Annotated in this window: 23 protein-coding genes; 12 read left to right on the top strand and 11 right to left on the bottom strand. The window is 61.2% G+C overall.

Going from position 1 to position 20,655, the window contains the following annotated elements:
- From EOB80_RS35090 to EOB80_RS07415, 4 genes are all read left to right on the top strand, one after another.
- The coding region (locus tag EOB80_RS35090) for a BBE domain-containing protein (protein WP_245466277.1) at positions 1-320 on the top strand (320 nt) is incomplete at its 5' end.
- A 228-nt stretch (positions 321-548) separates the two neighbouring features.
- Positions 549-2,702 (top strand): penicillin-binding protein 1A, encoded by a 2,154-nt coding sequence (locus EOB80_RS07425; protein WP_127327194.1) that lies wholly within the window; start codon positions 549-551, stop codon positions 2,700-2,702.
- A gap of 205 nt (positions 2,703-2,907) precedes the next feature.
- Complete coding sequence (locus tag EOB80_RS07420; RefSeq protein ID WP_127321659.1) at positions 2,908-3,492, top strand: DUF1214 domain-containing protein; 585 nt, start codon at positions 2,908-2,910, stop codon at positions 3,490-3,492.
- Positions 3,485-4,054 (top strand): DUF1254 domain-containing protein, encoded by a 570-nt coding sequence (locus EOB80_RS07415; RefSeq protein ID WP_127271883.1) that lies wholly within the window; start codon positions 3,485-3,487, stop codon positions 4,052-4,054. The genes EOB80_RS07420 and EOB80_RS07415 overlap by 8 nt, the downstream gene beginning before the upstream one ends.
- Positions 4,055-4,194: 140 nt before the next feature.
- On the opposite strand, the gene EOB80_RS07410 is transcribed toward EOB80_RS07415, so the two are convergent.
- Positions 4,195-4,383, bottom strand: a complete 189-nt coding sequence (locus tag EOB80_RS07410) for a hypothetical protein (RefSeq protein WP_127321658.1) — start codon at positions 4,381-4,383, stop codon at positions 4,195-4,197.
- A 188-nt stretch (positions 4,384-4,571) separates the two neighbouring features.
- Between EOB80_RS07410 and EOB80_RS07405 the strand changes: the two genes are divergently transcribed.
- Positions 4,572-5,609, top strand: a complete 1,038-nt coding sequence (locus EOB80_RS07405) for a hypothetical protein (RefSeq protein WP_127327193.1) — start codon at positions 4,572-4,574, stop codon at positions 5,607-5,609.
- Here the strand turns inward: EOB80_RS07405 and EOB80_RS07400 are convergent.
- The 3 genes from EOB80_RS07400 to EOB80_RS07390 form a co-directional block, all read right to left on the bottom strand.
- Complete coding sequence (locus tag EOB80_RS07400; RefSeq protein WP_127327192.1) at positions 5,587-5,934, bottom strand: DUF1491 family protein; 348 nt, start codon at positions 5,932-5,934, stop codon at positions 5,587-5,589. The two genes, EOB80_RS07405 and EOB80_RS07400, sit on opposite strands and share 23 nt — an antisense overlap.
- Positions 5,935-6,003: 69 nt before the next feature.
- Positions 6,004-6,801: a peptidoglycan-binding protein gene (locus tag EOB80_RS07395; protein ID WP_127268164.1), complete on the bottom strand. Its 798-nt coding sequence runs from the start codon at positions 6,799-6,801 to the stop codon at positions 6,004-6,006.
- A complete protein-coding gene (locus EOB80_RS07390; RefSeq protein WP_127327191.1) occupies positions 6,776-8,506 on the bottom strand; it encodes a PAS domain-containing sensor histidine kinase in 1,731 nt (576 codons plus the stop codon). The genes EOB80_RS07395 and EOB80_RS07390 overlap by 26 nt, the downstream gene beginning before the upstream one ends.
- A gap of 536 nt (positions 8,507-9,042) precedes the next feature.
- Here EOB80_RS07390 and EOB80_RS07385 point away from each other — a divergent pair.
- Positions 9,043-9,396 carry a DUF5330 domain-containing protein gene (locus EOB80_RS07385; RefSeq protein WP_127327262.1) on the top strand — a complete coding sequence of 118 codons (354 nt, stop codon included), beginning with the start codon at positions 9,043-9,045 and terminating at the stop codon, positions 9,394-9,396.
- A gap of 101 nt (positions 9,397-9,497) precedes the next feature.
- A complete protein-coding gene (locus tag EOB80_RS07380; RefSeq protein ID WP_127327261.1) occupies positions 9,498-9,926 on the top strand; it encodes a SufE family protein in 429 nt (142 codons plus the stop codon).
- A 169-nt stretch (positions 9,927-10,095) separates the two neighbouring features.
- Here EOB80_RS07380 and EOB80_RS07375 read toward each other — a convergent pair whose 3' ends face one another.
- Both EOB80_RS07375 and EOB80_RS07370 read right to left on the bottom strand, forming a co-directional pair.
- Complete coding sequence (locus EOB80_RS07375; protein ID WP_013532660.1) at positions 10,096-10,521, bottom strand: MucR family transcriptional regulator; 426 nt, start codon at positions 10,519-10,521, stop codon at positions 10,096-10,098.
- Between the two features lie 443 nt (positions 10,522-10,964).
- On the bottom strand, positions 10,965-11,333 hold the full coding sequence (locus tag EOB80_RS07370) for an SH3 domain-containing protein (protein WP_127327190.1): 369 nt from the start codon (positions 11,331-11,333) through the stop codon (positions 10,965-10,967).
- 180 nt (positions 11,334-11,513) lie between these two features.
- Here EOB80_RS07370 and EOB80_RS07365 point away from each other — a divergent pair, with 180 nt between their 5' ends.
- The 3 genes from EOB80_RS07365 (at position 11,514) to EOB80_RS07355 (ending at position 14,821) form a co-directional block, all read left to right on the top strand.
- Positions 11,514-13,637, top strand: a complete 2,124-nt coding sequence (locus EOB80_RS07365) for a S9 family peptidase (RefSeq protein WP_127327189.1) — start codon at positions 11,514-11,516, stop codon at positions 13,635-13,637.
- Positions 13,634-14,260, top strand: a complete 627-nt coding sequence (locus EOB80_RS07360) for a LysE family translocator (RefSeq protein WP_127269948.1) — start codon at positions 13,634-13,636, stop codon at positions 14,258-14,260. Before EOB80_RS07365 ends, EOB80_RS07360 begins: the two co-directional genes overlap by 4 nt.
- A gap of 156 nt (positions 14,261-14,416) precedes the next feature.
- Positions 14,417-14,821 carry an SET domain-containing protein-lysine N-methyltransferase gene (locus EOB80_RS07355; RefSeq protein WP_127269950.1) on the top strand — a complete coding sequence of 135 codons (405 nt, stop codon included), beginning with the start codon at positions 14,417-14,419 and terminating at the stop codon, positions 14,819-14,821.
- On the opposite strand, the gene EOB80_RS07350 is transcribed toward EOB80_RS07355, so the two are convergent.
- The 4 genes from EOB80_RS07350 to EOB80_RS07335 form a co-directional block, all read right to left on the bottom strand.
- Entirely contained in the window at positions 14,818-15,768 is a 951-nt protein-coding gene (locus EOB80_RS07350; protein ID WP_127327188.1) for a cytochrome c, read from the bottom strand. The genes EOB80_RS07355 and EOB80_RS07350 overlap by 4 nt on opposite strands.
- Before the next feature lie 9 nt (positions 15,769-15,777).
- Complete coding sequence (locus tag EOB80_RS07345) at positions 15,778-16,215, bottom strand: cytochrome c (protein WP_127327187.1); 438 nt, start codon at positions 16,213-16,215, stop codon at positions 15,778-15,780.
- Between the two features lie 157 nt (positions 16,216-16,372).
- Entirely contained in the window at positions 16,373-16,972 is a 600-nt protein-coding gene (locus EOB80_RS07340) for a superoxide dismutase (protein WP_013532667.1), read from the bottom strand.
- Positions 16,973-17,078: 106 nt separating this feature from the next.
- A complete protein-coding gene (locus EOB80_RS07335; RefSeq protein WP_127269956.1) occupies positions 17,079-17,957 on the bottom strand; it encodes a branched-chain amino acid aminotransferase in 879 nt (292 codons plus the stop codon).
- A 157-nt stretch (positions 17,958-18,114) separates the two neighbouring features.
- Between EOB80_RS07335 and EOB80_RS07330 the strand changes: the two genes are divergently transcribed.
- Together EOB80_RS07330 and EOB80_RS07325 are read left to right on the top strand one after the other, a co-directional pair.
- A complete protein-coding gene (locus EOB80_RS07330; protein ID WP_127327186.1) occupies positions 18,115-18,777 on the top strand; it encodes a haloacid dehalogenase type II in 663 nt (220 codons plus the stop codon).
- Between the two features lie 170 nt (positions 18,778-18,947).
- On the top strand, positions 18,948-19,772 hold the full coding sequence (locus EOB80_RS07325) for a L,D-transpeptidase (protein WP_127327185.1): 825 nt from the start codon (positions 18,948-18,950) through the stop codon (positions 19,770-19,772).
- Positions 19,773-19,932: 160 nt separating this feature from the next.
- On the opposite strand, the gene EOB80_RS07320 is transcribed toward EOB80_RS07325, so the two are convergent.
- On the bottom strand, positions 19,933-20,643 hold the full coding sequence (locus EOB80_RS07320; protein WP_127327184.1) for a FadR/GntR family transcriptional regulator: 711 nt from the start codon (positions 20,641-20,643) through the stop codon (positions 19,933-19,935).
- Positions 20,644-20,655: the final 12 nt, after the last annotated feature.

Genomic DNA, 20,655 nt, shown 5'->3' with positions numbered 1-20,655 from the left:
CAGGTCGCGTCAAGGCGGACGCAACGGCGTTCCCACAGCGCAGTTCGCATTTCGTCATGAACGTTCACGCCCGCTGGCGCGAACCCACGATGGACAAGGCTTGCACCGACTGGGCTCGTTCAATCTACGAGGCGGCCAAACCTTATGCCGCCGGCACCGCCTACGTGAACTTCATGCCGGAGGACGAGGTTGACCGGGTCGAAGCGGCCTATGGTGGCAATCATCGACGGCTTCTGGAAATCAAGCAGCGCTACGACCCGCTGAACCTGTTCCGCATGAACCAGAATTTGCGTCCGAAAGAAAGCTTGCGAGCCGCATGAGGCGCGCCGTGCTGCAGTGAAAAAGCTCACGCCTCCGCTGGAGGCGCGGGCACATGCTGTTGGCGCCGGGCTGTATTCTTGGGCCGGCCCATCAGCAACAAACCCAATACTGTGTCTTCGCCGCCCTTGTGAGTGCTGGAAAAATGGAGGAATAGTCTCCCGGAATGCATCGCCCTGAAATTGCCGGTTTGCGGTTCTCAGGTCGTGCAATTGCTAGCCGGATTCCGAATGGCCAGTCCCGAACCGCGCAAGAGAAGAGGTCCGATCGCCGCCCGGCTGCTGGCGCTCGATGCGTGGATCGATTCCTCGCTCTATGAGATCGGCTTCAAGGCGCGCCAGTTCTGGGAATCAGCGACGATCTTCTCGCGGCGCTTCCGCGTCAACGGCTGGCGCCGTGGCATCATCGAACTGTTGAGCGAAGGTTTCACGCTCGGCGCCGTCGGCATCGTGGTGATGCTGGCGCTGGCCATTCCGGCTTTCCAGGACACGGCTGGCGACTGGCGCGCCCAGGGCGACTTCGCCGTCACCTTCCTTGACCGCTATGGCAACGAGATCGGCCAGCGCGGCATCATCCAGCGCGATTCCGTGCCGGTCGACGAGATGCCCGATCACGTCATCAAGGCGGTGCTTGCCACCGAGGACCGTCGCTTCTTCGATCACTACGGCATCGATGTGCTCGGCCTGTCGCGCGCGATCTTCGAGAATGTGCGGGCGAACTCCGTCGTCCAGGGCGGATCGAGCATCACCCAGCAGTTGGCCAAGAACCTGTTCCTCACCAATGAGCGCACGCTGGAGCGCAAGATCAAGGAAGCCTTCCTGTCGCTGTGGCTCGAGGCCAATCTGTCGAAGAAGGAGATCCTGCAGCTCTATCTCGACCGCGCCTATATGGGCGGCGGCACGTTCGGCATCGAGGCTGCCGCCGACTTCTATTTCGGCAAGAGCGTCAAGGACCTGAACCTGGCCGAGGCGGCGATGCTGGCCGGCCTGTTCAAGGCGCCGACCAAATATGCGCCGCACATCAACCTGCCGGCGGCGCGTGCGCGCGCCAATGTGGTGCTGTCCAACCTTGTCGATGCCGGCTTCATGACCGAAGGCCAGGTCCTGCAGGCCAGGCTGCATCCGGCCGATGTCGTCGACCGCGGCGAACAGAAAAGCCCTGACTATTACCTCGACTGGGCATTCGACGAGGTCAAGAAGATCGCCAAACCTGGCCAGCACTCGCTTCTCGCCCACACCACCTTTGACGCCAACATCCAGAAGGCGGCGGAAGAATCGGTGGAGTTCCACCTGCGCCAGTTCGGCAAGGAGTACAACGTCACCGAAGGTGCCGTCGTCGTCATCGAGACCAATGGCGCCGTGCGCGCCATCGTCGGCGGCCGCGACTATGGTGCCAGCCAGTTCAACCGCGCCACCAAGGCGCTGCGCCAGACCGGCTCGTCATTCAAGCCCTATGTCTACGCAACCGCGATGGAACACGGCTTCACCCCCAACTCCATCATTTCCGGCGGCCCGATCAGCTGGGGCAGCTGGTCGCCGCACAATTACAACGGCGGATCGGCCGGCAACGTCACGTTGATCATGGCAATGGCCAAGTCGATCAACACCGTGCCGGTGCGGCTGGCCAAGGATCATCTCGGCATCGGCCCGATCAAGGCCATGGCCGAGGCGATGGGCGTGGAATCGCCGATCGAAGCACATAAGACGATGGTGCTCGGCACCTCGAGCATGACGGTGATGGACCAGGCGACGGGCTACAGCGTGTTCGCCGACAACGGCTTCGTCGGATCCCGGCACGGCATCAGCCAACTCGTCACCCGCACCGGCGAGGTGGTCTATGATTTCGCCAAGGACGCGCCGCCGCCACACCGGGTGCTGTCCGAGCAGGCGCTCAAATCGATGAACACCATGCTGGCCGCAGTGCCGGTGATGGGTACGGCGCGGCGAGCCCAACTTCCCAACATCGTCGTCGCCGGCAAGACAGGCACCACGCAGTCCTACCGCGACGCCTGGTTTGTCGGCTTCACCGGCAACTACACGGCGGCGGTATGGATGGGCAATGACGACTTCACGCCGACCAAGAACATGACCGGTGGCTCACTGCCGGCGATGGTGTGGCAGCGACTGATGGTCTACGCGCACCAGAACATCGACCTCAAGCCGATCCCTGGCATCGACAAGCCCTTCGTCGATGAGGAGATCGCCGCCAAGGCCGAGGAAGCACAGAAGAAGAGCGACGATCAGGCGGCGGCCGATGCAGCCGCCGAACGGCCGCCGGTGCTGTCCAGCCGCACGACCCAGACGCTGCGGGACATGACCACGCTGTTCCATTCGGCGCCCGTCCTCAGTACGCCGCAACTGCCGGAGACGCTATCGGCGCTGTGATTGGCGCCGAGACAGTTGAGGGGTGATGGCCGGATCACCGCCATTGCCAAGCTGGAACACCCCTCATCCGACCGAGCTTCGCTCGGCCACCTTCTCCCGCAAGGGGAGGAGGGAGAGCCGTCTGCAATTCTACGTCGGCCCGCTTGCCACAAGGCCCCACGCCGCGATATCCCCGAGCGGCAACTCTTCGTGTTCCCGGCCCCTCATGCTCAAAACTGCCTTCCTGACGCTGCTTTCGCTTGCCATAGCCATCGTCGGCGGTGGCGGCAGCGTCTGGTATGCGCTGAAAATCCAGGATGGCGTCGGCGCCATCAGGATCGGCCAATGGACGGCCTTTCCCGATATCGGCACACCGGCCGCCGATCCCTATTCCAAGGCCCGAGTGGCGCGCGAGGGTGTGCTTGCGCTCGGCCGCGCCGAGGGGCTGTCCTTCGTCGCCGAGCGAGACGCGGCCGGCGCCGAGCTCAAGCGCGAATGCACCTACACAATCGAGGGTGATTTTCCGACGGCACGGTTCTGGACGCTTTATGCCGCCGACCAGTCGCTCGGCGTGGTCGAAACCGGCAAACCCCGGCTGGCGGCGCTGCAATCCTACGGGGTGGTGCGCCAGCCCGACAATTCGGTGATCATTTCAGCCGGCCATCACCCGATGCCGGGCAATTGGCTGCTGACAGACGGCTTCGGCAGGATGTATTTCGTGCTGACCTTCTACGACACGCCAATCGCCAGCAGCACCGGCCTGTCGGACGTCTCGCTGCCGCATATCGTCAAGGTCGGCTGCAATGCGTAGTTTTTACGCTGCGATGCGCGGACTTCTGCATGCCGTCCTGCTCGGTCTGCTCGGCGCCGGCATCGTGCACATCGCCGTGCTGCTGCTGGTGCCCGAGTTTTCCGAACGCGATGCCTGGTCGCGGCTGTCCATGGCGTCGGATCTCTACAAGATGACGCGGCTCGATGCCGAGGCCGGTGGCGCGCCCGTGGTGAAATCCGTCGACCCGCTGTTTTACGCGACGGCCTGCCGGTTCGATCTGGGCGAAGGCATGGTCCGCGTCAAGGCACCTGGGCATGTCCCGTTCTGGTCGGTGTCGGTCTATGACCGCAGCGGCCACAACATCTATTCCTTCAACGACCACACAGCGACCGGCGGCGTTCTGGATGCCGTCGTGCTGACGCCGGCGCAGATGATCGACGTGCGCAAGGATCTTCCCGAGGATCTTCAAGGAGCGATCTTCGTCGAAGCGCCGATCGAGGAAGGCATCTTCGTCATCCGCGCCTTCGTGCCCGACAGCAGCTGGAAGCCGATCGTGTCGCGCTTCTTCGAACAGAGTTCCTGCGAGTTGCAGGACTTCTAGAGCGTGTCGCGTCTGAACGGATTCAGACGACCCGCTTTGGATCTTTGTTTTTATGCATGTCGTTCTCCCAAAACCGAGGTCACTTTTGGGCGACATGCACTAGACATGACCCCGGACCAAAGGTCCGTGGCCGCCGAAACTCAGTGGTGCGGGACCGGTTTTGTTCCTGGCGAGCCCGGCTTGTCGGGATCGATCGGCCGCACTTCGCCGGCATGCGGCCGCTCGTAACGAATGCCGGGAAAGATGATCACTGCCGCCGGCATTTCGGCGGTTTGCTTTACTCTGGTGTTTGGTGCCGTACGCGGCACGAAAGACAGTACCATGCCCATGGTTCGCGCATTCCTCTCGGTTTCCCCGGAGCACAACGCAACGCCTCCAAATGTCATTAAGGCCGGCAGAGGGTTAACGGAACGCTAACGGATCGTCGCTAACTTGAACTTTGTTCTTGGCACTCTCGGAACCGGCACGGTCCCGGTCGAGCGTCGTCAAGGTTGTGTCGAGTACGGGCGTATCCTTCGTGTCATCTTCGGACTTCAGGCAAATCGCGGTGCGAAAAGACTCGGGAAAGGCCGAAAGGCTGTTCCGCGCCGCGGTGTCGGCATTCTGCTCGCTCACTCGCCCTTCACGCCGCGAGATCGGTCAACTCGAAGACCTGACGCTGCCGCTGTTCAATGACGTGTCCGTCGAATCTCGCCGTTACGTGGCAGCCGCCCTTTCCGAATGCGAATACGCCCCCGCCGCCCTGGTGCGCCGTCTTTGCGAGGAACCGGTCGACATTGCCGCGCCGCTGCTCATCCGCTCACGCGCCGTCAGCGACATCGATCTCATCGCGCTGATCGGGCGACATGGCCTGCCGCATGCGCGTGCCATCGCCCGCCGCAAGGGCTTGAACCCGACCATTGCTGATCTGATCAGGGCCCTTGAGAGGCCAACCCTGGTGCGTGCGCCGCAGCCGGATGCGAACGCCGCCGCGGCAGACAAGATCGCGCCAGCGAGCACGGAAACCGCCTCTGACGAGCCCGCCCGGGAACAGGCACTCGGCATCGCGGCTGAGAATGCACGGCGCAGGCTGCGCTCGATGATGCGCACGGGCGACGAGGCGGCAGCGACGAACGCCGATCCTTTCAAGGGCGCCGACATCTATGTGAAATTGCGCGAGACAGCGCTGACGGGAAACGCCGCGTTCTTCCAGACCGCGCTCGCCGATGCACTCGATATCGATTTCGAGATCGCGCGATCGCTCACCGCCAACCAGAATTATGCCTCGCTGCTTGCCGCCTTGCGCTCGCTCGACCTCAGCGAAGACAGGGCCTTCCTGATCACGGTTGCCGTCTATCCCAACCAGTTCCCGCATCCGCAGGCTATCCGCACCTTCCTCGACCGTTACCGGCTGCTGCATCGTGAAGCGGCCCAGGACAAGATGCGGTCGTGGCGGGCGGAAGCCCTTTCAAGGGTGGTTCGCGGCGCAGCACCTGCCAACGGCGATACACGCACCGCCTCGAACAGCGACGATGCGGCGGCTTCGTCCGGCCTCAGGGCGTCTTCACGGAAATAAGCTCCTCGACGGGCACGGTGCCGGCCTCGATCTCGACCACCCAGACATCGGGATCGAATTTTTTCTCCCTTTCCAGCCTGGCGTCGAGCACTGTGGCATCCTCGCCGGTTCCGAGCTGAGTGAAAAACCGGTCGTCGGGCTTGGCCGAATCATAGCTTGTCTGCGGCGCCGGCCCGAACAGGGCAACCTCACCCAGCCTGCCCCGCGCCAGCACGAACACAGCGCCGGCCTCGGTCGCGCCGCGCTTGACCACGGCGGCAAATCCCCCGGCGCCGAAAACCCGGCGCAACAGGGCCGAGACCCACAGATCCGATGTGACGCGCATGAGAGAGCTCCCGAAACTGCCGGTTCTCTATCGATATTTCCGCCGCTGGGCGAGCCGTCGTTTCAGCCGTCAGTTGGTCAGGCCGATCTCGCGCATCTTGACGTAGACGATCTCATCGGGCTCGCCGGTCTGCGGCAGCCCGAACAGCGACTGGAATTCCTTAATCGCCGCCTTGGTGCGCGCGCCGACGACACCATCCAGCTGCATGTCGTCATTGCCGAACGCCTTGAGCCCGGCCTGGATCTTGACGATGCGGGCATCGGGCGCTTGCGTCTCGGCATCCGCCTGCCCGGAATTTGTCTGTCCTGAACCTGTCTGCAAAGACACCGGAACGGCGGCCGGCATATCCGGGCGCGGCTGCGGCCTGGGTACGACGGAAGCGGTTTTCGGCGTCGCGCCCAGTTGATCGAGCAGAAGCGCGTCGATCTCGCCGGACGCGTTGAGCCCGACCTTCTGCTGATAGTCCTGGATGGCCTTGCGGGTGTTGGGTCCGGAAATGCCGTCGACCGTTCCCGAATAGAAATCAAGATCCTTCAATATGCCTTGCACCTGCTCGACAACCGGATCGCCCTTGATCGGTGCCGGCGCGCCGGATGGCCGCACGATGTTGAACGTCGTTTCCGGCTCGTCGGGCGCCGCGTGCGGAAAGCCCGCAATGCTGCGGGTCGCGAAGAATGCGCCGGCATGCGGGAAAGGCTGGTACCACAAGGCATTCGCAGAGACGTAGAACAGCGTCACCAGGAATGCCGTCGAGCCGCCCACCAGGACAGGGTTGCGCGAGATCATGCCGCCGACGGCGACAGCGCCGTCCTGAAAGGCGTTGCTGCGGCGCTTGACCGCCTTAGCCTGTTTTGCGGAGCGAGCCATTTCTGTCCCCTTTCGCCATCGCCATAGGCATGGTCAGCACGCCGGCCTTCTCCGCCTGATGTCCCTTCGGTCCGTTCACCGGCAAGCTGATGGTCACCGTGGTGCCCTCGCCCGGCATGCTTTCGATGGACATCGTGCCTTCGTGCAGCGCCACCAGGCCCTTGACCAGTGAAAGGCCAAGACCAGTCCCCTCGAAACGGCGGGTATAGTCGTTCTGGATCTGCATGAAGGGCTTGCCGAGATTGGCGAAATCCTCCTCTGCGATGCCGATGCCGGTATCCCTGACCCAGAAATGCAGGCGCGAACCGATCCGCTTGGCACCGACGACGACGTCGCCGCCGTCCGGGGTGAACTTGATCGCATTGGAGACCAGGTTGATCAGCATCTGCTGCACGGCGCGCTGGTCGGCATTGATGTCGCCGGCGTCCGGCGCGATCTGCGCCCGCAGATCGATGTTCTTGGCCTGCGCCTGCAGCTGCATCATCGACTGGCACATGTCGACCGCTTCCGCGAACCGGAACGGCTCCGGCTCGGTCGCATAAACGCCCGATTCAATCCTGGACACGTCGAGTATCGAGGTTACGACGGCGAGCAGATGCTGGCCCGAATCCCTCACCAGGCCGACATATTCCTTCTGGCGCGGATCCTTGAAGCCGCCGAACATCTCATGCAGCAGCATATCCGAGAAGCCGATGATGGCATTCAACGGCGTGCGCAGTTCGTGGCTGACCACCGCCAGGAAGCGCCCCTTCGCCACTTCGGCGGACGCGGCCGCCTCATTGGCTGCCGCGAGATCCTCGCGCAACCGGGCGATCTCGTCATTCTCGCGCAGGACGAGCGTAAAGATGTCACCCTGTTCCTCACCACGCACCAGATCAAGCGAGAACGGCCGGTAATTGTCGGCCGTCAGGCTATTGCCGTTCTGAGGCAGGCGGATGCGCAATTCGAGCCGGCGCGACAGCGCACCGTCGCGCATGTCGGCCATTGCGCTGAGATAGGAAACGCGATCCGACAGATGGACGCGATCGAAGAGGCCGTTTCCAGACAGCAGTTCGGGCGGCAGTTTCAAAAGCGTGCGCGCTTTCGGCGACGCGTCCAGGACCTCGCCATGGCGGGCGACCCGCAAGACCACCGCATCGATGATTTCTTCGAGCCGGTCGGCAGTGTCGACCACAGCCGCGTCGGCCGTGTTTTGAAACGCCAATGCACGCGGCATCAGCGTAAGCGCCCACGCCAACGGCACCAGCCAGTGCCACGCCGCGATCTGCGCTCCTGCGAACGGAAATACGGTTCCAGCCAAAGGCTGAGCCAGGATGGCGACAGCGGCCGACACGGCTCCCCACAGTGCTGCACGTCGCGAGCCGCCGATCCACCAGGCTTCGAAAGGCAGCGCCAGGACAAGCATGGCGACAGGCGAACTCAGCCCGCCCGCGGCGGCAATGAGACTGCCGAGAGAAATGCCGGCCAGCATCAGGGCGAGCCCACTCGCCATCGCCATCTTGCCGGTCGCCGCCACCAGCAAGGCGACGAACCAGCACAGGCCAAAGGCGGCGAAGATGGCGGCCATGGTGACGGCAACGCCCATGCCTGAAGTGACCAGGGTGACCGCGGCGCCGGCGGCAAAGAAAGGAGCGGCGAGCATGACGCCGATGAAACGGCGCTGGCGCTCGCGGTCGCTCCGCCCAAGGATGGACGGATGGACCATACGTTCGCAACCGGCGGAAATCGCGCCAGGCAATTCAACGTATCTGGCCTTGATTGAACTCAACTCAACGCACTCGCACTTGTCGTGGACAGCTCTGCTTTGCAGATGGTTCTGGTTGGCTTTGAAACTCGCATCCAGCGTTTAAGGAATGGATAAGGCAGGGCCGACCAAGGCCCTGGCCTGCGGCAAATATCGGGATGCCGGCCGCCGAAAGCACGGGCAAATGCAGCCATAGTAAACGGAGAGTTATCCGGCGACGGCACCTATCGGACAGGCGCGCACGGCACCCGGACTTCCACATTCCAAGAAAAATACAGGAAAATCATGGGTATGTATGGTTATTTGTTGTTAAGGAAAATCACTGGCAATTGAGACAAATGGATCGCAGAACGCTTCGTTTCGAATTTGCCTAAAATTTGAGGAAAATTCTCTCTTTGCCCGCAAGCCGTCCTTTGCGCCTGTGTGCCAAGATCCTGCCTACAAAAGAGGTCATGCCATATGGATGCATGATCCGGTCACGACGAGAGGGCAAGGGCATGGTCTTCCTCATAAGAATGGCTTTCTGGTTTTCGCTGGTGCTGCTGGCGCTGCCGCTGGCTGTCGGCCCCGATGAATCGGGCCGCGAAAGCGTCGGGCCGATCCAGGCCTTGTTTGCGGCACGCGAAGCGGTTGGCGATATCGCCGGCATTTGCGAACGCAAGCCCGATGTCTGCGAGACTGGCAAGTCGGCAATGCACACCATCACCGCCCGCGCCAAGGAGACCGCCAAGATCGCGGCAGCGATGATGGACGACAAGTCCGCCGCCGGCCCCGACACGTCGACGATGACCGGCGGCCTGCCCGAAGAAATCGTCTTGCCCGAGACCGTCAACCTGCCGCCTCAGAATTAAGCCGTTTCGACGGCGCACCGCGGGCTGTCTGCCCTCTCGACGCCCGCGGTGTCCTTGTTTTTTCCGTGACGCGGCGCCGCCGCGTGACTATATCCGGCATTATGATCACCACGATCCAGACGATCCGCGACGATTTTTCATTCCTCGAGGAATGGGAAGACCGCTATCGCTACGTCATCGAACTCGGCGAGGCGCTGCCGCCATTTCCCGACGAGCAGCGCAGCGCCGCCAACAAGGTGCCGGGATGCGTCAGCCAGGTCTGGCTGACCACCGAACGCGGGGCTGGAGCCGACCCAGTCATCACCTTCACCGGCGATTCGGATGCTCATATCGTGCGTGGGCTGGTCGCGATCATGCTGGCGCTGTTTTCCGGCAGGACCGCCAGCGAAATCCAGAAGACCGATGCGGAAGCGACATTGAAAGAACTCGGCCTCGACGAACATCTGTCGCCGCAGCGCGCCAACGGCCTTCGCTCGATGGTCAAGCGCATCAAGCGCGACGCCGAGGCAGCGCTCAAGCAGACCGCCTGACACCTTCATACCCGATCCGCGCCTCGCGGCGCAAAAATCAAACGGCGCCCGAAGGCGCCGTTGATGTCGATCCGATCTGGCTTATTTTGACGCAATTCCCAAGGTAAAGCTCTATGCGCTTTCCCGGGAAAACCGTTTCACACTTTTCCTTGAATTGCTCTGGCAGCGATTACCGCGCTTTGCGCTTGCGGCCGAGGCCCATCTTCTTGGCAAGCTGTGACCGGGCAGCTGCATAGTTGGGTGCAACCATCGGATAGGTCGGGTCAAGGTTCCACTTTTCGCGATACTGATCCGGCGTCAGGTCATAGTGGGTCATCAAATGGCGCTTCAGCGACTTGAACTTCTTGCCGTCTTCAAGGCAGACGATGTAGTCGTCATGAACCGACCGCTTCGGGTTGACCGCCGGCTTCTGCTTGTCGGCAGGCGGCTGTTCGGCGGTTCCGCCCACACGCCCGAGCGCAGCATGGACATCGGATATCAGGTTCGGCAATTCGCCGACCGGCACGGGATTGTTACTGACATAGGCGGCCACCACATCGGCGGTCAATTCGATCAGCGCATCGCTGTTTCTGGAAGGTGTTTCGACAATATCCATGGTCTTCGGGCCCCAACAAGAGTTACATCGATCTGCGCCCTTTTTTACAAGCAGGGCATCGCACGAATTTTGTGCAGGTAGAGTTTCTGCGATTCGTGTCGCGGGCACATCAATGAGCGCCCAGACAAAGTAAGTCAATTCGGCCCTTACGCTATATTGAACGATATTGATCAATTATTCCGCGATCAGCTTCAATCTTTCGTGCATTGTGTAATTTATCGATATTTCGCGCGCTCGCCGGCAACGGCTGACGCAACGTCAGCTCACCGTTACATTCGCGGCATCTCACGAAATGGGTTTTAATGTTTGATTTTGCTTGGCTATCGCCGGGCAATATTGGTTGTTCGCATTCGTCCACAAAACCACAGGTTGCCGCGGTCATACGCAAGCAATCAGGCGACATGCCTGTCATCCGGCGGATCGGCTGATTGCTGCCGGATCAATCAATGCGGCGTGATGTATTTGCCATACGCCCAGCCGGTGACGAATTTGCCGTTCTGGGCCGGATCATGCCAGACTTCGCACCAGCGAAAACGAATCTTTTGTTCCTGCTTCCATGCCGGCTGGTTGGCGGTGTCGAGCAGGTTTATTCCGCCGGTGCATCGCCCGGTCATCTGCAGAACGGTCCCGTTCGGATATGCCGCCTGCTTCTGGGACGCGCCCGAAGGGTATTTGCGCACATTGAGCGTGTCGCCGAACGGCACATTGGCCACTTGCCAAGCCGCGAATACGGTCGCATGAGACTGGCCGGCAAAGGCCAGAGTTAGTGAAGCAACGGCGAAAGCCGCAGCAGTCCGAGGCCAAATAGTCATCATCTCTCCTCCCGACTCATCTCCTGGAGCCGACACAACCCATACGCTGTGGCTCTTGAACCTGCCCTGAGCGGCGTGTTCATTCGCCGTTCAAGATATTTCTCCATTTGAGATGGTCCATTCAAGATACTGGCCTATTCAAGATACTGGCCCATTGAAGATACTGCGAAGCGAGACGCAATGACCAAGACATCCATATTTCCGATCGTCAGCCCGCCTACGCCCGAGAAGCGGCCGGTTTCCGACACGCATCACGGCATCACGCGAACCGACGACTATGCCTGGCTGCGGGCCGGCAACTGGCAGGAGATGTTTCGCGACCCGTCATTGCTCGATACCGGGATCCGCGCAGAACTCGAGGCGGAGAATGCCTACCAGTCAAAGCTGATGGCCGACACGGTCGAACTGCAGAAGCAGCTTTTCAAGGAGATGAAGGGCCGTATCAAGGAAGACGATTCTTCCGTGCCGATGAAGGACGGACCCTATGCCTATGGCTCGTCCTTCAAGCTTGGTGGCGAGCAGCCGCGCTATTTCCGTATGCCGCGCGACGGCGGTGCCGAGCATATCCTGCTCGATGGTGACGCGGAGGCCGCGGGCAAGGCCTATTTCCGTCTTGGCGGCGTCGACCATTCGGCCGACCACGCAAGGCTGCTGTGGGCATTCGACGACAAGGGCTCCGAATTCTACACGCTTCGCGTGCGTGACCTTGCTGACGGCAAGGAGCTTGCGGACCAGATCCCCGACACCGGCGGTTCAGGTGTCTGGAACGCCGGCAATGACGGCTTCTTCTATACACGTCTCGATCCCAACCACCGCCCGTCGAAGGTGCTGTTCCATGCGCTTGGCGACAGCCCGCAAAGCGACCGGCTGATCTATGAGGAAACCGATCCCGGCTTCTTCATGAACGTCGACGGCACCCGCAGCAACGAGTGGATCATGATCGGCATCAACGATCACGAGACCTCGGAATACCGCCTGATGCGCGCCGACGATCCGTTTGCCGAACCGAAACTGGTGTCGCCGCGCGAGATTGGCCTTCAGTACGAGTTGGAAGAAGGCGGCGATATCTTCTTCATCCTGACCAATGCCGACGGCGCCAAGGACTTCAAGATCATGACGGCACCAGCGGGCGATCCCGTGCGCGCCAACTGGCAGGAACTGGTGCCGCACGAGCCCGGCCGGCTGATCCTGTCGGTGATCGGCTTCAGGGACCACATGGTCCGGCTCGAACGCAAGGAAGGCCTGCCGCGCATTGTGGTGCGCGACCGGATCAGCGGCGAGGAGCATCTTCTGTCCCTCGACGAGGAGGCCTTCTCGCTCGGCCTGTCGGGTTCCTATGAGTACGACACCGAGATCATGCGCTTTTCCTACTCGTCGATGACGACGCCGGCGCAGGTGTTCGACTACAATATGCGCACCCGCGAGCGGGTATTGCTGAAGACCCAGGAAGTGCCGTCCGGCCATGATGCGGACCACTATGTCACGCGGCGGCTGATGGCGCCGGCCAGCGATGGCGAACTGGTGCCGATCTCGCTTTTGCACCATCGCGACACGCCGCTGGACGGATCCGCACCTTGCCTGCTTTACGGCTACGGCTCCTATGGCATCACCGTGCCCGCCGCCTTCAACACCAACTGGTTCTCGCTGGTCGACCGTGGCTTCGTCTTCGCCATCGCTCACGTTCGCGGCGGCAAGGACAAGGGCTATGGCTGGTACGATGACGGCAAGCGGGAGAACAAGATGAACACGTTCACCGATTTCATCGCCGTCACGCGCCATCTGGTGACGGAGCGTTACACGGCGCATGACCGTATCGTCGCCCAGGGCGGTTCGGCCGGCGGCATGCTGATGGGTGCCGTCGCCAACATGGCGCCGGATTGTTTTGGCGGCATCGTCGCAGAGGTTCCCTTCGTCGATGTGCTCACCACCATGCTCGATGCGACCCTGCCGCTGACGCCGCCGGAATGGCCCGAATGGGGCAACCCGATCGCGTCCGCCGACGATTACCGGACCATTGCCGCCTACTCGCCCTATGACAATGTCGCTGATCACGACTATCCGCCGATCCTGGCGCTGGCCGGTCTCACCGATCCGCGCGTCACCTATTGGGAACCGGCCAAATGGGTGGCCCGGCTGCGCGACCGCAAGAGCGGGGACAATCCGGTCCTGTTCAAGATCAACATGGATTCCGGCCATGCCGGTGCCTCCGGCCGGTTTTCGCGGCTGGAGGAGATCGCCTACACCTATTCCTTCGCGCTGAAGGTGATGGGTAAGGCGCAGCCTACGGGAGAAATCGACCGATGATCGATCTCGCTACACTGATTGCTTATGTCGCGGTTGTGCTCGGCTTCGTCTTCATCCCCGGCCCGGCCACGCTCCTTACCATAGCGCGGGCAACGAGTTCCGGAACCAAGGTTGGCATCGCGACCGGCGCCGGGATCGCTGTCGGCGACATCTTTCACACCGTCATGGCCATGATCGGCATATCGGCGATCATCGCCGCATCGGCGACGCTGTTCAGCGTCATAAAGTACATCGGCGCGGCCTACCTGGTTTATCTCGGCATTCGCGCGATCATGGAGAAAACACCAGGCGGCCCGGCTGCCGGCGCGCTTGCGATCTCTGCCGGGAAGGCGTTTCGACAGGCTGTCCTGACCGAAGTGCTCAACCCCAAGACCGCTCTGTTCTTCCTTGCCTTCCTGCCTCAGTTCGTGCGGCCTGAAAACGGGACGGTGATGCTTCAGATGACCGTGTTGGGGGCCATCTTCGTCGTACTGGGCCTTTTCAGCACGGTCGTCTTTGCCGTGAGCGCTGGCCGGCTCGGCACGTTCCTGCGCCGAAATCCGTCGGTGTTACGATGGCAGGGCAAAGTTGTCGGCGGCATCTACTGCGCTTTGGGCGTCCGTCTGGCGCTGCAGCAACGCTGACTCCAGACGATGATCGACGCGCCTTCCGAAGAGGCTGCGTGATCAGGGCTTTTTAGGTTCCCGTTGCTCATTTTCACTCGCAATTGCGATGACCGCGCGCTACCCAGTGCGCGGTTTTTCCCGGCCCGACAGCCTCCAATCGCGTAAAGGTCCATTATGCTGCTCGTCGACGTCTATCTCGACAAATCGCCTATCCAGGGAATCGGCGTCTTTGCCAAGAACCACATTCCTCGCGGCACTCTGATCTGGAAGCTGGACCCAAGGTTCGATCGGCTCATCGAGGTCGAGACTTATGAACGTGCGGCCGGTCCGGTGAAGAGCTATCTCGATCGCTACTCCTATCCCGACCGCCGCGATCCGAACTACATCGTCTTCGAAGCCGACGACGCGCGCTACATGAACCATGCCGACGAGCCGAACTGCGACGTCTCCTCACCGGAGGAGAGCTTTGCGCTGCACGACATCGCGCCTGGCGAAGAGCTGACCTGCAACTACAACCATTTCTTCGAGACGGGTTTCGATTTTCTCGGCGACCGCCACCTGTCTGAAGACTCGGTCTAGTTTGCCGTCTTCTTGCGGGCCGGATAGCCGTTTGGATGCGCCGGTATCGCCTTCAGATAGGCGGCGATGGCCGCACGGTCCTGTGGCGTCAGTTCGGCCATGTTCCGTTGGACATCGACCATGGCCCCGCCGACCGAATCGAAATCGGGCGTGAAGCCGGTTTCGAGATAGTTGGCGATATCGGCCTCCGACCATTCGGCGAGACCGCCCTCGCCCGATGTGATGTTCGGCACGACGCCATTGCCTTCGGCGGCCACGGCGCCCGCCATCCACTCGTTCTTCTTCGTGCCGCCCGCAAGATCGCGCGGCGTGTGGCATTCGCCGCAATGGCCCGGACCCTCGACCAGGTAGCGGCCTGCCATCACCGGATCAGGCGTGCCTTCGGGGAAGGCAACAACCGGCTGGTCGCTGAGATAGAGCAATTTCCACAGGCCGATGCCGCGGCGGACATTGAAGGGGAAATCGAGCGAATTGCCCGCTGCCTTGCCGGCGACGGCCGGCAACGTCTTCAAGAAGGCATAGAGATCGCCAATGTCAGCCGGATTCATGCGCGCGTAGGATGCATAGGGAAACGCCGGATAGAAATGCTCACCAGAAGGCGACACGCCCTTCAGCATGGCATTGGCGAGGTCCTCGACAGACCATGCGCCGATACCGTCCCTGGGATCTTGCGAAATGTTGGGCGGCACGAAGGTTCCGAACGGCGTCTTGAGTTCAAGGCCACCCACGAGTTGAAGCCGGGCGTCGCCCTGTGAGCCCGGCTTTGCATGGCAGGATGTGCAACCGCCGGCATAAAAGATGCGCTTGCCCCTGGCTGCGTCGCCAGGACCGAGCTTGGCCAGGGTTTCCCTGTCGAGCCTCACCGGCGCCGACAGGACCCACCCGGCAACCGCGCCGACGCCGCCCAGAATGACGACGGCGCCGACAAGTTTCTTCAGCCATGCCATGGCTGGTGATCAGCCCTTCTTGATTCTGTAGCCTTGATGGCAGGTGCCGCAATCCGAGCCGATAGCGCCGACTTGCGCCTTCAGCGCGCCGGCATCGGCGGGAGCCGCAGCGACTGCGGCCTTCACGTCTGCGAGATATTTGTCCTCGGCTGCGTTGAAGCCAGCCATGTCTTGCCAGATCTTCGGCGAGGCCGTGGTGTCGCCGGTGTCGCTGCCGGCCGGAAACAGCGCATCGGCATCAAATTTTTCCGCATTCGCCTGCAACGCCTGAAGTTGCGTCAGCACAGCCGCGGCATCAAAGGGCTCCTCGCCCTTGACAACTTTCGACAGGCCGCCGACGATCTTTCCACGTTCCTTCATCAGTGCCTGCCGGTCGAGGACCGGGTCGGCAAAAGCCGCCGAGGCCGCGAGTGCGAGCATAGAGATGGCGATAACAAGCTTTCTCATTCAATTGGCTCCATGATGAAGGCATTTCGGGACAGGACGTTAACGGATGCCGTAGGAGGAAAATTCCCTCCCCGGACGACTTTTGCCAGATCTTTGCTTTTTATGGGACACTGAAAAAGAAAAGCCCCGGGTGATACCGGGGCTTCCTGGAAATCGATCACTTCGCCTTTTCGTACAATTCAAGGACATGGTCCCAGTTGATCAGGCTGTCGACGAACGCCTCGAGATATTTCGGCCGGGCGTTGCGATAGTCGATGTAATAGGAATGCTCCCAGACATCGACCCCGAGGATCGGCGACGCGCCATGGACGAGCGGGTTCTCGCCGTTCGGCGTCTTCGAGATCGCCAGCTTGCCATCCTTGACGGAAACCCAGGCCCAGCCGGAACCGAACTGGGTCGTGCCGGCGGCAATGAAGTCGGCCTTGAACTTGTCATAGCCACCGAGATCGCTATCAACTGCCTTCTGCAAGGCGCCCGGCAGCTTGTTGCCGCCGCCGCCTTTCTTCATCCACTTCCAGAAATGGATATGGTTGTAGTGCTGGGCGGCATTGTTGAAGAGGCCGGCATTCTTGCCGAACGACTGCTTGACCACCTCTTCGACCGACAGATCACCCAAGCCTGCCTCGGCGGCGAGCTTGTTTCCGTTATCGACATACGCCTTGTGGTGCTTGTCGTGGTGATATTCCAGCGTCTCTTTCGACATGTAAGGCTGCAAGGCCTCATAGTCGTAAGGCAGAGCGGGCAATTCAAAGGCCATGGATAGTACTCCCTCGTGGAAAAATCCGGTGTCGATACCGGAGTAAGATAGGTCTGGAATGGATTGGGACAACTCCGGATGAAGCGTCGGTCGCCTTTTTATCCGCTCAAGCAGCGGAAGTCGAATGCGCCCAATCCCAATAGAGTTCGCGCGCCTTTTTGGCCACCGGCCCGGGTTGCAGATTGCGATCCTCGATACGCGTGACCGGCACGACCTTGGAATGGTTCCCGGTCGAAAAAATTTCGTCCGCTTCGAGGAAATCGCGCACCGACAGCGTCTTTTCCGTGGTCTTGAACCCATACTCGCCAAGCAGCGTTATCGTGCGCGAGCGGGTGATGCCGGACAGGAAGGTGCCGTTCGGCGCCGGTGTAAAGACATGACCGTCCTTGACCAGGAAGATGTTCGAGGTCCCGGTCTCGGCAACGTTGCCCAGCATGTCGAGCACCATTGCGTTGTCGAAGCCGCGCATCTTGGCTTCGAGAATGGCCCGACCGTTGTTGGGGTAAAGGCAGCCGGCCTTGGCGTTGGTCGGCATGGTTTCGATGGTCGGACGCCGGAACGGCGACACGGTCACCGAAAAGCCAGTCGCCGGAATCATCGGCGATTCATAGAGGCAAAGGCAAAAGCGGGTAGACGCCGGATCGGCCGGGACGCCCATATAGCCGCCATGCTCGGCCCAGTACATCGGCCTGATATAGACCGCCGTCTTGCCGTCGAACTTCTTCAACCCGTCCCATGTCAGCCCGACGATCTTGTCGGCGCTCATGTTCGGCTTCAGGCCGAGTGCGATCGCCGAAGAATTCACCCTGGCGGCATGGAGGTCGAGATCCGGCGCCACGCCTTCGAACCAGCGGCCACCGTCGAACACGCTGGTGCCGAGCCACATGGCGTGGCTGCGCGGCCCCAGAATGGCGACGTTGCCCTCGTGCCAATCACCATCGACGAAAGTCCATGTCGCGGATTGCGCCGCAGCCGCCAGTGTCATCGTGTGGTCCCGCCTCAATCGGTCTCGTGTGACGGCCATTGGAAGATGCTTTGGCGGGCGCCGTCAACCGGCATCATGGAGTTTTGTTGAGGCCAGTGCCGGGGCGCAATGCAATCAAAGCTTGCACCTTGTCGCACCTGCCCTCAAAACTGTTGTCATGCAATACGCCGCCTATGTCTTCGACGCCTATGGCACGCTGTTCGACGTGCATGCCGCCGTGCGTCGTCATGCCGACCGGATCGGGCCGGACGGCCAATTGTTGTCCGAGATCTGGCGCGCCAAGCAGCTCGAATATTCCTGGGTGCGCACGCTGATGGGCGCCTATGCCGATTTCTGGCAACTGACCGAACAGGCGCTCGATTTCGCCTTGCGCAAAGTTCCCTCGGCTGACCCCGGTCTCAAGGCGATATTGCTGGATGCCTACTGGCGGCTGGATTGCTATCCGGAAGTGCCGGCCGTGCTCAAGGCGCTCAAGGCTTCGGGAGCGAGGCTGGCGATCCTGTCCAACGGCTCGCCCGAAATGCTGCAGGCGGCGGTCAAATCCGCCGCGCTCGACCAGGTTCTGGATGACATCTATTCCGTCGATAGGGTGCGGCGCTTCAAGACCGACCCGGCGGTCTACGATATGGTCGCCACCGGCTGGCGCCTCTACCCCGGCGCGGTTTCCTTCCAGTCGTCCAATCGCTGGGACATTGCAGGCGCCACCAAATTCGGCTTTCGCACGGTGTGGATCAACCGTGCCAATCAGCCCGAAGAATACCGGGACTTCCCGCCGGCCCTTATCCTGCCGTCACTCGAAGCCCTTGTGCCCGGCAACTAGGAGACCTGTGTCTCTGGCGCCACAGTAGCAGCCTGGTCACAGCTTCGCCTTTGTTTGCCCACGTTCGGGCCAGAATCGGAACCGCCTATCGCCCCAGGTGTTGTCAGGCACCCGCGCAACTGTCGGCGAATTCACGCTTTGTTGCGATTTGAGACTTAAAGAAGGCAACCATGTCCATAACCGAAATCGAATCTTTTCGCCTGAGCCGTCGCGGCTTTCTCAACGCCGCAGCCCTGGGCGCCGCTTCGATCGCGGTTTCCGCATGCGCCACCACCGGGCCGGGTCCGGTCGCGCCGCCGCCACCAACCTATGTCGAGCCGCCTCTGGCTGATTATGTGACGATGTACGCAGCAGTCAGCGACGGCGGCTTCGATTTGCCGGCCATCCCCGTCGACAAGATCGATCCGCAGTTCCTGCGTCAGATCGTTCCCGACCCGACGGGACAGAAGCCGGGAACCATAGTCGTCGATACCACCGGCCACTTCCTTTATCTGGTTCGTCCAGGCGGTCAGGCGATACGCTACGGTGTCGGCCTTGGCCGTGCCGGCTTCGAATGGTCCGGCGACGCCGTCGTTCAGTGGAAGCAGAAATGGCCGAAGTGGACGCCGCCGGATGAAATGATCGCCCGTCAGCCGGAATTGAAGCCCTATAGCGCCGACAATGGCGGCATGCCCGGCGGCCTGAAGAACCCGCTCGGCGCACGCGCGCTCTATCTGTTCCAGGGCAATGTCGACACGCTCTATCGTCTGCACGGCTCGCCGGAGTGGCGGTCGATCGGCAAGTCGGTGTCGTCAGGCTGCGTGCGTCTGATGAACCAGGACATTATCGACCTCTATGATCGCGTGCCCTCGAAGACTCCGGTCGTCGTGACCAGCGACGCCAGCCAACCCATGGTGGCGACGGCCAACCGACAGGCGATTCCGATCGACGCCGGCGTGCCGGACGGATCGGTGCTGCTTGGACCGGTCAAGGCGATCACCAATTCGATCTTCTGATCTGCGGGGGCGTGACGAGGTTTGCCCCCTGAGGAGCTTTAGCTGTTCCTCAGCGGGCGCCAATGTAGCAACCTTCATGGACCATGCAGAGATTGCCGTCGCGCCGTGCAGGACGTTCACACCCTGATCTCACTGGGGAGCGCACTTTAGGCGAACGGGCTCACTTCAGTCCCAGATGCAAGGACAGTCGATTTGCAGCTCCTCGAAGGTGCTTTTCCGCAGCTTTGCGAGCCTCTTGTGGATTCCCCTCCGCGATAGCGTTGAATATGGCGATATGCTCTTCCTGAACTTGGGAGAGTAGGGCATTTCGCAGCGAGCTGGCGCGAGCCTTTCGGATAAAATTCCGTACATGCGATTCCAGGAAATTGGACATTTCCTTGAAATGCGGATTGCCGCAGGCATCGACGATCTCTCTGTGAAAGGCCATATCCTCCTCAACGCCGGCTTCATCGTTGTCGAACGCCCGCTGGATGGCATGCAATTGCATTTCAATCGCCGCAAGCTGCTTTGCTGAGCGCCGTTCGGCAGCCAAAGCTGTTGCAGCCGATTCCACCGCCATCAGAAGCTCGATGATGTTTTCAACATCCAATGCATCGGTCAGATCAACACCGGCCAATCGAAACGCCATCTCCTTCGTCTCGATTACGAACGCCCCTAGACCCTGCCGGGTTGCAACGAGTCCATCGCGTTTGAGGATGCCGATTGCTTCCCTGACGATCGGCCGGCTCACACCATATTTTTCCGATAGCTCGTGCTCCGTTGGCAGCTTGTCGCCCTTGGTGTGTGCGCCCGAAGTGATGTCACTCCTGATCCTCGAGGCTACGGAATCGGCAAGTGAAGGTCCTCGTCTAACCTTTTCATCATAAACCATACGGTGCTCCAA

This window comes from Mesorhizobium sp. M7A.F.Ca.MR.245.00.0.0, assembly GCF_003997415.1.
Taxonomy (GTDB): domain Bacteria; phylum Pseudomonadota; class Alphaproteobacteria; order Rhizobiales; family Rhizobiaceae; genus Mesorhizobium.
The sequence above is the reverse complement of the archived record's forward strand: the minus strand, read 5'-3'. Positions and strand labels throughout refer to the sequence as shown.